Origin of the sequence: Chryseobacterium sp. CY350, from assembly GCF_027945075.1 — a bacterium.
GTDB lineage: Bacteria > Bacteroidota > Bacteroidia > Flavobacteriales > Weeksellaceae > Chryseobacterium.
The window spans coordinates 1,552,320-1,564,555 of the sequence record NZ_CP116034.1 but is presented as its reverse complement, the minus strand read 5'-3'; the positions used below and the strand labels follow the sequence as shown (position 1 = coordinate 1,564,555).

Sequence of the window (12,236 nt, the reverse complement as noted above, 5' to 3'; positions counted from 1 at the left end):
GATAAAACTGCCTTAGATTATGACTATCCTCATAGTAAGGCAGTTTGTTCGGTTGTAACTTTATATTACCTATTACTATCAACCAATTTTAAACCTTATTATGATGAATACTAAACAAAACCTGAATTTAACTTTAAAAATCTGGAGACAAAAGAATAGCCGTACAAAAGGACGGTTTGAGATTTACAAAATATCTGACGTTTCCACAGAGTCGTCCTTTCTGGAAATGCTTGATATGCTCAATGCTAATCTAATTGACCAAAATCACGAACCAATTGCCTTCGACCATGACTGCCGGGAGGGAATTTGTGGAATGTGCTCCTTATATATCAATGGTATAGCTCATGGTCCGGACACAGGAATTGCCACTTGTCAGCTCCACATGAGAATGTTCCATGATGGCCAAACGATTGTTATCGAACCATTTCGAAGTACAGCTTTTCCGGTAATTAAAGACTTGATCGTAGATCGCAGTTCTTTTGACAGGATTATGGCAGCAGGAGGTTTTATTTCAGTAAATACCTCGGGGAATACGTTGGACGCCAACTCGATTCTTGTTGATAAAGATGATGCAGATAAAGCAATGGATGCTGCTGCCTGTATTAGCTGTGGCGCTTGTGTAGCATGCTGCCCAAACGGTGCGGCAATGCTTTTTGTAGGTGCAAAAGTATCTCATCTGGCACTATTGCCTCAGGGAAGGGTAGAGGCAAAACGCAGAGTGTTGAACATGGTTAAAGCAATGGATGATGAAGGTTTTGGAAACTGCTCGGTTATTGGTGCGTGCGAAGTCGAATGCCCAAAGCATATTTCACTAGATAACATTGCCAGAATGAATCGTGAATATATGTCCGCATTGTTAGATAAATAAACACTTATTAAAATGTAATAATGCAAGTGATTATAAGAAGGATTTTTTGAGGACTATATAACTCCGAAAGTTTTATTTAAATATAGCGGGTGGTTGATAACTACTCGTTTTTTTAATACTTACTCTATATTTCGGCATATCATTAAATACCGGCAAAAATATTATTTTCATGATGGATATGTAATATATTCAAGTGAAAAATTTTCACATAGTCTAGATCTTTGCTTTCTTTTTTTATGATCAAGGGTTTTATAGAATTGATATTTTAATATATTTCTCAGTTAAATATAACAAATATTACGACCTGTTTGTGGTTCAGATGAATATTCAGGCTTACGCTCCCAAATATATTTATAATTTTAAGTGTTTTGTAAATATAATTGTTTGTATTTGAAGATATTGTATTCATATTGTAATATTTATAATGATAATGTCCTATTTGAGATGTTGTGACTAAAGTCATAATGTTTGGATTCATGTTTCACTAAATTGTTCATAATTAAATACATCACACTATGAAATATTTACTATGTTTTAGTCACCTATCATGGAACTTTGTCTATCAAAGACCTCAACATTTATTAACACGCTTTTCAAAACATTATCAAGTATTTTATTTTGAAGAGCCCAAGATTGGAGATTCGGATAGGTACATCGTCAATGTACAGGATGGTGTCTATATCGTTGAATTATTTGTAACACAGCATGATGAGCACACGAATACCAAAATTGAAAATTTAATTTCAAGAATTCTGCAAGAATATGACATCAAAGACTATTTAAGTTGGTACTACACACCAATGGCATTGCGGTTTACCAATCAATTAAATCCTGAGACTATCATCTATGATTCTATGGATGAGCTGTCTGCGTTCAGATTTGCACCGCCGCAATTGTTAGAACTGGAAGAAGAGCTTTTTAAGATGGCTGATGTGGTGTTTACTGGTGGGTATTCTCTTTATCAGGCAAAAAAAGATCGACACCATAATATCCATGCAATGCCAAGCAGTATTGATAAAGCTCACTTCGGAAAAGCACGAAAGATTCAGCATGAACCAGAAGATCAAGCGCATATCGGTTTTCCAAGGCTTGGTTTTTTTGGGGTTGTTGACGAAAGGTTTGATATAGAACTTCTCCGTGAGGTTTCTGCGCAGCGCCCAGACTGGCAGTTTGTGATTATCGGTCCCGTTGTCAAAATTAATCCGGATGATTTGCCGCAAGCAGACAATATTCATTATTTAGGTCCAAAAACATACACAGAACTGCCGTTGTACATTGCCCATTGGGATATAGCGCTGATTTTATTTGCGTTAAATGAATCAACAGAATTTATCAGTCCAACTAAAACTCCGGAATATCTGGCGGCTGGAAAACCTGTGATATCCACCGCAATAAAAGATGTGGTGCAACCCTATGGTAACGCAGGTCTGGTGCAAATTGTTGAAGATGCAGACTCGTTCATTTTGGCTGCAGAAAAACTATTTTCAGAAACAGAGAAGGATCACTGGCTTAGAACCGTTGATCATTTTATAGAGGATGATTCCTGGGATAATACCTTTCAGAAAATGAACAGGCTCATCAGTCAGGTTCAAATAAATAAAATGGCAAAAGAAAATTTAAAAAAACAGATCAACCATGTATGATTATTTGATAGTAGGCTGCGGGTTTGCCGGAGCAGTTTTAGCAGAGCGTCTTGCTCACGAAGGAAAGAAAATCTTAATTGTTGATAAACGTGATCATATTGCAGGTAATGCATACGATTTTTATAATGAAGAAGGAATTCTGATTCACAAATATGGGCCTCATATTTTCCACACCAATTCTGAAGATGTATTCAAATATTTAGGACAGTTTACAGATTGGCGACCTTATGAACATCGGGTTTTGGGAAGTGTTGACGGATTATTAGTTCCAATTCCGATTAATTTAACAACCATTAATGAGTTGTATGGCAAAAATCTAACGTCAGATGAAGTTACCGATTTCTTAGCTTCAAAAGCTGAAAAAAGAAATCCTATCCTTACCTCAGAAGACGTCGTGTTGAATGTTGTCGGAAAAGAATTGTACGAGAAATTTTTCAAAGGGTATACTAAAAAACAATGGGATCTAGATCCTTCAGAATTGGATGCTTCCGTAACTGCTCGTGTTCCCACAAGAACCAACAAAGACGACCGGTATTTCACAGACACTTTTCAGGCGATGCCAAAAAATGGATATACCGAAATGTTTAAGAAAATGCTGTCGCACAAAAATATTAGCATTATGCTTCAGACCGATTACAAGGATATTGTTGATGTTATTCCTTTTAAAACTTTAATTTATACAGGTCCTATCGATTCTTATTTTGATTATTGCTATGGAAAATTACCTTACCGTTCTATTGATTTTAGATTCGAAACCTTAAATCAGGAAAATTATCAGGCTACGGGAACGGTAAATTATCCTACCTCAAATTTGTATACCAGAATTACTGAGTTTAAATTTTTGACCGGACAGAAAAACGAAAAAACAACCATTGTTTACGAATATCCCACTGCAGAAGGAGATCCTTATTACCCTATTCCGAGGAAACAGAATCAGGAGATTTACAATCAATACAAAAGACTATCTGAAGATTATCCTGATGTTTTTTTCACAGGACGCTTAGGAACGTATAAATATTATAATATGGATCAGGTGGTGGCGCAATCTCTGGCACTTTTTAAAAAGTTAAAAGCTAGGGAAGCGTATGTACAATAATGTTTTTGGCTTCAAATACAAATCCGTATAAAGTTTTCTGATGGGTGGTTGTTTTGTCGGGGCATATCAGTAAGTTCTTATGTAGGAGGATTATTGGTTCACAGTGGAACTTGGTATTTTGGTGAATCAATATCTCTTACTCATATCATATATTTAAAAGCAAATCTATGATTGAATTTTTGATGATTAATCAATAAGTGTGCAACACTTATATATTTCCATTCACTTTATTAATAAAAGCCTTCTGAGTGGAAGGCTTTTATTATTTTTGAAAGTTTGTTATTAATAATCTTAATCTATTTTTTTTAGATCTGACATCGCTGGACCATTTAATAAAGTGCCATCGATATCAAAACGGGATCCATGGCATGGACAATCCCAAGTAACTTCTGAGGGGTTCCAAACAACATTACATCCTGTATGTGGACATACAGGGCTTAGCAGATGGAGTTCACATTTTTGGTCACGATAAGCGGCAATAGTATCACCATCGTGTTTGATTATTCTTCCCTCCCCCGCAACTATGGTATCAAGATCTTTTATTTTTTCCGCAGAAAATTTATCTTTAACAAAATGCGCTGACGCATTAAAAACTTCTGTTAGAACATTTCGGGCACTAGCTATAGGTTTTATTCGTCCGGGGTCAAGCAGATTGGATAAGGGCGTTATTTTCCCTTCCATCAATTCCGGAATTATGAGTGATGCCATAGATCCGAAGGTCATACCGTTACCGTTGTAACCCGTTGAGATGTAAATGTTTCTTTCCCCCGGCATCTGTCCTATATACGCCAGTCCATCTGCAGGTACATAATATTGAGAAGACCATTTCGCAGTGATATTTCTGTATTTAAAATTTTTGTCAACATAGGATAAAAGATCTGCAAAATGTTTTTCAGTGTCATCCTCGTCTCCTGTCATATGGTCATATCCACCTACAATGATAAAATAATCATCATCTGATTTATGATATCTGACATAATGATAGGGATCGTATAAATCTGCGGCCTGAGCCATGTGCGATACCGGATTACCTAATTTTGCGGTTACCGCATAACTTCTGTATGGTGATAAGAGTATACTAAAACGGTTATTTCCCGGAGGAATATGAGTCGCCCAGACCAAATTATCTGCAGTATAGTAATCGTCCTCATTAACAAAGATTTTTACTTTTCCGTCCTTGTTTTCGAAATCCGTTACTTGAGTAGCGGTAAGTATTACTCCACCTTCCCTTTCAAATTCCTTAATCAGCTTATTAATATACCGTAACGGATGAAATTGTGCCTGACCTTTTATTTCGATAGCATTTTCGAATGGTAGTGTAAAAGGGATGCTATGAACTTTTACAGTGTCAATTCCAACCAGCTGATGTGCATCGAACATTTTTTCAAGCATGTCATTTTGTTTTTCTTCTGCACTGAAAACAAAAGAACTGCACTCATTGTATTCGCAGGAAATATGGTATTTACGAATGTTGGACTGGATATATTTTATAGTTTGTTTCGCTGCACTGGCCAGAGTCTTTGCCCCATATTCTCCGAAATCGGAGATGATTTCGTCATAAGAAGAATCGAAAAAATTATTGATATGCGCTGTCGTTCCACCTGTCGTTCCGAATCCAACGTTAGCCTTTTCTATGATTAGGCATTTTTGCCCTCTATTTTGCAGTTCCTTCGCCAGCGTTACGCCGGTTATCCCTGCTCCTACAATTATGGTGTCATAATGTTGGGGATTATTTGCTTTTGCAGTTTGATGTTGATTTACGTTAGTCGTAGATTGCCAAAAACTGATTGTGTTTCCGTCTCGATTCATAATAATTATTTTGTGATTGGTTAGTAAATCTGATGATATTGCATTTGGAAGAATTCTTTTGCTCCAACTTAAGCTTAAGTGTAAGAAGCACTAAATTTTTCTGTATGATGAACATGAAAAATTGATGGTTTGCGATTTAAAAAAATTGACATCTCTGTAGTAAATTTTGAAGGAGCCTAAAAGCTATACATATATTTTAAAATGATACTAAATCCGTACCAATAGTTAATTGAAAGTTAATGGGTTAGATTATTGTTTCCGGATGTATGATTAAGGTCATACGATTAAAATATCTTATACTATTATCTTTATAATAATTAAAATTATAACACTTTAAAGTGATATAATATCTACTGTTAGTTAGTCGCCAGCGTTATGTATTTACATGAATTTGATATCTTTTAAAAACTTTTTTGGAACATGTTAGTCGATGAAAATCTACTCTTTCGTCATGGAGGAGAGTTATTGAATTTTAAGAAAAACGATTTTATATTTAGAGAATCAGAAACTCCCAAATTTTATTATCAAATCCATTCAGGAGATGTGAAGATTGCCAATTATCACGAAGAAGGTAGGGAATTTATTCATAGTCTGCCTTCAACTGGACATTGTCTCGGAGAAACGTTTATCTTTTCTGAACTCCCATATCCAGTTAATGCAGTTGCAATGACAGATACAGCAATAATACGTTTATCTATTTCAAAGTTTTTGGATTTGGTTCATAGTGATAAAAAGATTTTGTTCAAACTATACCAATATACTGCACAAAGAATGCATTACCGATATGTAATGCTTAATAATTTATCTTCTAATAACCCATTTATTAAAGTACTTTGTGTGATGGACAGCCTTAAACAATACCATAAAATAACAGAGCCTTTTTCATATCAAATCCCTTACACAAGACTCGAAGTTGCTTCTCTTACGGGGCTTCGTGTCGAGACCGTTATTCGCGTGTTTAAAAGGATGGAACGGGTAAATATTGTAAAAATCATTAACAGTAAAATTTTTTATTAAATCATTTTTTTATAAACATAATTGCGATTGTATTAAACACCTCTAGAGATTTCCTCTAGAGCTAACATTATCTTTGATCATCTAAGATCAATTTAAAGTTTAATAGATATATTAAATTACGGTTGCCCGCTGCCACCGGCGGAACCATAGATTTGCCCGGTTGCAAAACTACCGTCGTTATCTGCCAGTTGCACGAAGATGGAAGCTAACTCGGCGGGTTGTCCCGGTCTTCCGAGTGGGGTATCTCCTCCGAATTTTTCAATATTTTCCTGCGTTTGTCCGCCACTAATTTCCAGTTCGGTCCATACCGGTCCCGGTGCGACACCGTTGACACGAATCCCTTTTGGTCCTAATTGTTTCGCCAATGATTTTATGTAGCTGGTAGTTGCTTTGGTCTGCGCATAATCGTATAAATCTTTTGATGGATCGTATGCCTGAACAGAAGAGAGTCCAATGATTGAAGAACCTGGCTTTAGGTGCGGAAGTGCTGCCCTGATTAGCCAGAAAGGCGCGTAGATGTTGGTCTTCATTGTTCGGTCAAATTCTTCGGTACTGATATCTAAAATGCTGTCATGGGTTTTCTGATGACCGGCATTATTTACTAAAATATCCAAACCGCCCAGTTGTTCAACTGCCTTTAAAATCAGTGTATTACAAAAAAATTCATCTCGCAAATCGCCGGGAATCGCAACAGCTTTTCTTCCTGTTTCTTCTATGAGTTTTATAACTTCCGTGCATCAGGTTCTTCATTTGGTAAATAGTTGATTGCTACATCTGCACCTTCCCTAGCGTAGGCAATTGCAGCAGCTCTTCCGATTCCGGAATCTCCTCCCGTTATTAGAGCTTTTCTTCCGCTGAGTCTTCCAGAACCTTTATATGATTTTTCTCCATGATCGGGTATCGGTATCATTTTACTTACCAAGCCGGAAAACGGTTAAAATTGTTGTTGAAATGGTGGCTTTGGATGTTTCGTAGTGGGATCCACAAGAGGGGAGTTTTCGCTCGGTACGTTCCAGTCGGATTTAACTGAATTTTGGTCATCTCTATTCATACTTAATTTTTTTTTAATACATTTTTTTTTATAATCAGAATTTCAGCTATTGACTTTTATATTCCTCGATCTTCTTAAACTGCTCATGTGAAACTTTTAAACTGTTGAGCTGTTCTTTTACCAGTTCCGTGCTTTTATGGCAAAGATCGCCACTCTCCAACGCAGCTTGATAAATTTTCATGGCCGCCTGCTCGCCGAAAACCACGTTAGATAAAGTTGATTCTTCAATGTTTCCAATCGTAAAGGAATTTTTGATGTCTATCCAGGTGCGGTGTAAAGATCCAGGGATCGAAGGAGAGTTAATGGGATGCCCTCCTTTCTCATTGATCATATTGATGAGTTCATTTTTCATCATCTTGGATTGAGAAATCATCCGATCATATTCAGCTTTAATATCAGGATAGCTTTCCCAAACTTTTCCTTCTACTTTTCCAAAGCCTTCGATTCAGTTATTCGTGATCTAAAGCAGATCATTAAGTACTAATACTATTCTATCATATTCCATATTAATCGTTTAAGGTATTGCAATTCAATTCTGCACTTCTTTTATAAAAATATAGAGGTTTTAATTCTGGTACTATGACCTTAGTCATAATCTCGCTTGTTATACAGTAATAACTTTGAAATAAACCTAAAAATAATATTATGAAATTATTAATCACAACCACAATCACTTTAGCTTTGACATTGATCAGCTGCAAAAAGGAGGCTTCTGCAAAAAATTCCAATGCGGATTCTTCATCTGCTTATGATAATAACAGTATGCCTACCAACAACTCCTCGGCAATGTCAACTGACAGTTTGAACACTGAATCACAAAATGCTGCGTTGCAGAATAAACCGTCTCAAAATTCTTCTCAAAATGCCGAAAGCGATTCTTCTAATGTTGGGGCGTATAAAAAATAAAGGCAATTCAAGGCAATACTTCGACTATATTGAGCGGATTTTATTAGAAACCGGAATCGTAATCAAACAAATATTACCGGTACAAGGCATGATTTATCTAAACTTAAACCTAACCTAAACTTAAGCAAATAATATGACTGATAATAATACTAAGTACGCACTGGTTACCGGAGCTACGAGTGGAATAGGATTGGAGTTAGCAAAACTCTTAGCAAGTAATGGATATAATTTAGCAATTGTAGGCCGAAATCAGGAAACACTGGATAAAACTGCAGCCGAACTGCAAGTGCATGGGGTCAAGATAGCAGCTTTCAATAAAAATTTATTTTATCAGGATGATGTATATTCATTGTACGCTGAATTGAAGGTGAGCAATATTAGTCCTTCTATTTTAATTAATGCTGCAGGACAGGGACTTTATGGAAAGTTTGAGCAGACCGACCTTAACCGTGAAATCGATATCATCAATTTAAATGTCATTGCTGTGATGATATTAACCAAGTTGTTTATCAAAGACAGAGCAGATAAAGGTCCTGGGAAGATTTTGAATTTAGCATCAATTGCCAGTACTGCACCTGGGCCATGGCATTCGGTTTATCATGGAACAAAATCTTTTATCTTATCGTGGTCTGAAGCGATCCGTGAGGAATTGAAGAATTCTGGTATTACTGTAACAGCGTTGCTTCCGGGACCGACTTCAACAGATTTTTTCAATAAAGCATTGATGAATGACAGTAAGATCATGGAAGATTGGGAAAACTTTTCTTCAGCAGAAGACGTTGCAAAAGATGGGTATAAGGCTATGATGAATGGTGATGATAAAATTATTTCAGGCATCAGAAATAAATTGACAGTTGCTATGAGTAATATTAGTACAGATACTATGGCAGCACATCGAATGGGCGAAATGCAAAAGCCGAAATCAGAAAAGGAATAGCATGAAGTCTTATTCTTTTATATACAGAAATGGATTGAGCATTGTGCTGCTTCTATTGATGTTGGTTTGTTGGGGCGGTCAGTTCTTAACGGGCTGGCATACCCTTAACACTGAATTGACAGAAAATGGAAAGCCCGTTATTAATATGACACGGTATCTGTCAAGTGGTCATTTTATTCAGGCTACCTTCGAAAATTGGGAAAGTGAGTTTTTGCAGATGATGCTGTATGTGTTACTTACTGTTTCACTGCGTCAAAAAGGATCAAGCGAATCCAAATCATTGGAAGGAAAAGAGGATGTTGACAGGGTTCCGATGGCTCATAAAAATGCTCCCTGGCCTGTGAAGAAGGGAGGCCTGGTTTTAACGATCTACAAAAATTCTTTATCCATTGCTTTCGGGATTCTTTTTCTTACAAGCTTCATTCTTCATTTTTACGGAAGCTTAAATGAATATAACAGTGAACAAGTGATGAAGAACAAACCATCGATCACTTGGGTGGCTTACTTGCAGAACTCCCGATTCTGGTTTGAATCCTTACAGAATTGGCAAAGCGAATTTTTGGCTGTTGCCTCTCTGGTAATTTTATCAATATGGCTCAGGCAAAAGGGTTCACCGGAATCAAAACCGGTTGACATGCCGCATCAGGAAAATGCGTAATCAAAAGCATTCGGAAAGCTTACTGACTTTTAATAATTAATACGATAAACGACAAATAAGAAATTTTTATGAAAAATGAACATTTAAATGAAAAAATTGGTCAGCTTCAAAATGTAATCACTGACAATTCGGACGCAGCGCTAACCACTAACCAAGGTTTAAAAATCAACAACAACCAGGATTCTTTAAAAGCAGGTGAGCGCGGGCCATCTCTGTTGGACGATTTTATCCTGCGAGAAAAAATTACCCATTTTGACCATGAAAGAATTCCTGAGAGAGTAGTTCATGCAAGGGGTTCGGGAGCGCATGGGGTTTTTAAATTAAATAAAAGCCTTTCAGAATACACAAAGGCAAAATTTTTAAATAATGTTGATGAGGAGACCCCTGTTTTCGTGAGATTTTCTACGGTTGCAGGAAGTAGAGGAAGTACAGATCTGGCCCGTGATGTTAGAGGTTTTTCGGTTAAATTTTACACTCAGGAAGGTATTTATGATTTGGTAGCCAATAATATTCCTGTTTTTTTTATTCAGGATGCCATCAAATTTCCTGACCTGGTGCATGCGGTAAAACCGGAACCGGACAATGAAATTCCTCAGGCATCATCGGCACACAATACCTTCTGGGATTTTATTTCCTTAATGCCGGAAAGTACACATATGATTATGTGGCTGATGAGCGATCGAGCCATCCCAAGAAGCTATCGTATGATGGAAGGATTTGGTGTTCATTCCTTTAAGTTTGTTAATGAAGAAGGGAAAGTACATTTTGTGAAAATCCACTTGAAGCCGAGATTGGGAGTACATTCGGTTGCTTGGCCGGAGGCACAGAAGATATCGGGGAACGACCCCGATTTCCACAGAAGAGATTTATGGGAAGCGATTGAAAACGGAGCTTTCCCAGAGTGGGATTTTGGTGTACAGCTAGTTCCCGAAGAGAATGAGCATGATTTTGATTTTGATCTTCTGGATCCTACAAAACTGATTCCCGAAGAACTTGTTCCGGTTCAGTTGGTTGGTACTTTAACGTTAAACAGAAACCCGGATAATTTCTTTGCGGAAACGGAGCAGGTAGCCTTTCACCCAGGTCATATTGTTCCCGGAATTGACTTCAGTAATGATCCGCTTTTACAGGGCAGACTGTTTTCATATACAGATACTCAATTGACAAGGTTGGGATCGCCGAATTTCCATGAGATTCCTATCAATCGATCAATCAACACTGTTCACAATAATCAGCGAGACGGTCACATGCGTCAGCAGATTGCAACAGGAAAGGTGAGTTATGAACCCAATTCTATGGGAGGCGGCTGTCCTTTCCAGGCAATGATGAAAGATGGTGGTTTTGCTTCTCAGGAAGAAAGAGTTGAAGGTCATAAAGTAAGGGCAAGAAGCCAAAGTTTTGTAGATCATTATTCTCAGGCAAAATTATTCTACAACAGTCAGTCGACATTTGAAAAGACCCATTTGCAGAATGCATTGGTATTTGAACTGTCGAAAGTAACAATTCAGGAAATCAGAGAAAGAATGGTAGGGCAGCTTGCATTTGTAAATAGAGATCTTGCGAATGAGGTTGCTTCACGTTTAGGTGTTGAAGTGAAAATACTTGCTCAGCCCAATCAGAGTATTCCGGCAGATGCAGATCCTGCAAGCCTTCAAAGTGCAGAGATAGAACCCAAAACAAAATCTTCAAAGGCATTGAGCATGGCAGATACAGTTAAAGATACCATCGAAAGCCGCGTGATAGGTTTTATGATGACCAATGGTTTCGATGCAGCGTCTACCGACCGTTTGATTGAAAAACTCGAAGGTCAGGGAGCAGTGGTACAATACATTGCTGATTCAGTTGCGCCTGTACAATCATCGGACGGACAGGCCTATATCCCTGATCATGCTCTGTCCACGACGTCAAGCGTTTGTTTTGATGCATTATATATTTGTGGTGGAGCAAGGTCTGCAGAAGGTTTTGTAAGGTCTGGAAACAAAAATATGACGGTAGATTTTATCAATGAAGCATTCCGTCATTGTAAAGCCATTTATTTCGGAAAAGAAACTGATATGCTTAAAAATCTAACCGATGTGGCTTTGATAAAACATGACGATCCGGGAGTAATCACGGCGGATAACACAGATGCCGATGACTTATTTGTAGATGCAATAGCTAAACACCGAGTTTGGGAGTTCGAAAAAGAAAGAAACGGAATGGAAGATTAAACTTTCAGAAATTAAATTTAACCAAATCAAAATATAAAAAT

The 12,236-nt window shown here is 37.3% G+C and carries 12 protein-coding genes; 8 read left to right on the top strand and 4 right to left on the bottom strand.

Annotated features, from left to right (window positions below):
• Nucleotides 1-103 precede the first annotated feature (103 nt).
• The 3 genes from PGH12_RS07115 (at nucleotide 104) to glf (ending at nucleotide 3,607) form a co-directional block, all read left to right on the top strand.
• The gene (locus PGH12_RS07115; protein ID WP_267597477.1) at nucleotides 104-868 is read left to right on the top strand and encodes a succinate dehydrogenase/fumarate reductase iron-sulfur subunit; all 765 of its coding nucleotides are present in this window, start codon (nucleotides 104-106) and stop codon (nucleotides 866-868) included.
• A 515-nt stretch (nucleotides 869-1,383) separates the two neighbouring features.
• Nucleotides 1,384-2,511 (top strand): glycosyltransferase, encoded by a 1,128-nt coding sequence (locus PGH12_RS07110; RefSeq protein WP_267597476.1) that lies wholly within the window; start codon nucleotides 1,384-1,386, stop codon nucleotides 2,509-2,511.
• On the top strand, nucleotides 2,504-3,607 hold the full coding sequence (glf, locus tag PGH12_RS07105; protein WP_267597475.1) for a UDP-galactopyranose mutase: 1,104 nt from the start codon (nucleotides 2,504-2,506) through the stop codon (nucleotides 3,605-3,607). Before PGH12_RS07110 ends, glf begins: the two co-directional genes overlap by 8 nt.
• A gap of 291 nt (nucleotides 3,608-3,898) precedes the next feature.
• On the opposite strand, the gene PGH12_RS07100 is transcribed toward glf, so the two are convergent.
• On the bottom strand, nucleotides 3,899-5,416 hold the full coding sequence (locus PGH12_RS07100; protein ID WP_267597474.1) for an FAD-dependent oxidoreductase: 1,518 nt from the start codon (nucleotides 5,414-5,416) through the stop codon (nucleotides 3,899-3,901).
• Nucleotides 5,417-5,836: 420 nt separating this feature from the next.
• Between PGH12_RS07100 and PGH12_RS07095 the strand changes: the two genes are divergently transcribed.
• Nucleotides 5,837-6,433, top strand: coding sequence for a Crp/Fnr family transcriptional regulator (locus PGH12_RS07095; protein ID WP_267597473.1), 597 nt, complete (start codon nucleotides 5,837-5,839; stop codon nucleotides 6,431-6,433).
• 116 nt (nucleotides 6,434-6,549) lie between these two features.
• On the opposite strand, the gene PGH12_RS07090 is transcribed toward PGH12_RS07095, so the two are convergent.
• The 3 genes from PGH12_RS07090 to PGH12_RS07080 all read right to left on the bottom strand — a co-directional run bounded on the left by PGH12_RS07090 (nucleotide 6,550) and on the right by PGH12_RS07080 (nucleotide 7,929).
• A complete protein-coding gene (locus PGH12_RS07090; protein ID WP_271286813.1) occupies nucleotides 6,550-7,107 on the bottom strand; it encodes an SDR family oxidoreductase in 558 nt (185 codons plus the stop codon).
• Nucleotides 7,108-7,154: 47 nt separating this feature from the next.
• A complete protein-coding gene (locus PGH12_RS07085) occupies nucleotides 7,155-7,343 on the bottom strand; it encodes an SDR family NAD(P)-dependent oxidoreductase (protein ID WP_271286812.1) in 189 nt (62 codons plus the stop codon).
• Between the two features lie 187 nt (nucleotides 7,344-7,530).
• Nucleotides 7,531-7,929: a DUF2383 domain-containing protein gene (locus PGH12_RS07080; protein WP_476384928.1), complete on the bottom strand. Its 399-nt coding sequence runs from the start codon at nucleotides 7,927-7,929 to the stop codon at nucleotides 7,531-7,533.
• Between the two features lie 200 nt (nucleotides 7,930-8,129).
• On the opposite strand from PGH12_RS07080, the gene PGH12_RS07075 reads away from it, so the two are divergent.
• The 4 genes from PGH12_RS07075 (at nucleotide 8,130) to PGH12_RS07060 (ending at nucleotide 12,195) form a co-directional block, all read left to right on the top strand.
• Nucleotides 8,130-8,390 (top strand): hypothetical protein, encoded by a 261-nt coding sequence (locus tag PGH12_RS07075; protein WP_267597472.1) that lies wholly within the window; start codon nucleotides 8,130-8,132, stop codon nucleotides 8,388-8,390.
• Between the two features lie 133 nt (nucleotides 8,391-8,523).
• Nucleotides 8,524-9,327: an SDR family NAD(P)-dependent oxidoreductase gene (locus tag PGH12_RS07070; RefSeq protein ID WP_267597471.1), complete on the top strand. Its 804-nt coding sequence runs from the start codon at nucleotides 8,524-8,526 to the stop codon at nucleotides 9,325-9,327.
• A gap of 1 nt (nucleotide 9,328) precedes the next feature.
• Complete coding sequence (locus PGH12_RS07065; protein ID WP_267597470.1) at nucleotides 9,329-9,985, top strand: DUF6766 family protein; 657 nt, start codon at nucleotides 9,329-9,331, stop codon at nucleotides 9,983-9,985.
• Nucleotides 9,986-10,053: 68 nt separating this feature from the next.
• Nucleotides 10,054-12,195 carry a catalase gene (locus PGH12_RS07060; RefSeq protein WP_267597469.1) on the top strand — a complete coding sequence of 714 codons (2,142 nt, stop codon included), beginning with the start codon at nucleotides 10,054-10,056 and terminating at the stop codon, nucleotides 12,193-12,195.
• Nucleotides 12,196-12,236: the final 41 nt, after the last annotated feature.

Bases quoted from the DNA above. Each gene is read 5' to 3' on its own strand.
- PGH12_RS07115 (WP_267597477.1), top strand. From the start codon at position 104: ATGAATACTAAACAAAACCTGAATTTAACTTTAAAAATCTGGAGACAA.
- PGH12_RS07110 (WP_267597476.1), top strand. From the start codon at position 1,384: ATGAAATATTTACTATGTTTTAGTCACCTATCATGGAACTTTGTCTAT.
- glf (WP_267597475.1), top strand. From the start codon at position 2,504: ATGTATGATTATTTGATAGTAGGCTGCGGGTTTGCCGGAGCAGTTTTA.
- PGH12_RS07100 (WP_267597474.1), bottom strand. From the start codon at position 5,416: ATGAATCGAGACGGAAACACAATCAGTTTTTGGCAATCTACGACTAAC.
- PGH12_RS07095 (WP_267597473.1), top strand. From the start codon at position 5,837: ATGTTAGTCGATGAAAATCTACTCTTTCGTCATGGAGGAGAGTTATTG.
- PGH12_RS07085 (WP_271286812.1), bottom strand. From the start codon at position 7,343: ATGATACCGATACCCGATCATGGAGAAAAATCATATAAAGGTTCTGGA.
- PGH12_RS07075 (WP_267597472.1), top strand. From the start codon at position 8,130: ATGAAATTATTAATCACAACCACAATCACTTTAGCTTTGACATTGATC.
- PGH12_RS07070 (WP_267597471.1), top strand. From the start codon at position 8,524: ATGACTGATAATAATACTAAGTACGCACTGGTTACCGGAGCTACGAGT.
- PGH12_RS07065 (WP_267597470.1), top strand. From the start codon at position 9,329: ATGAAGTCTTATTCTTTTATATACAGAAATGGATTGAGCATTGTGCTG.
- PGH12_RS07060 (WP_267597469.1), top strand. From the start codon at position 10,054: ATGAAAAATGAACATTTAAATGAAAAAATTGGTCAGCTTCAAAATGTA.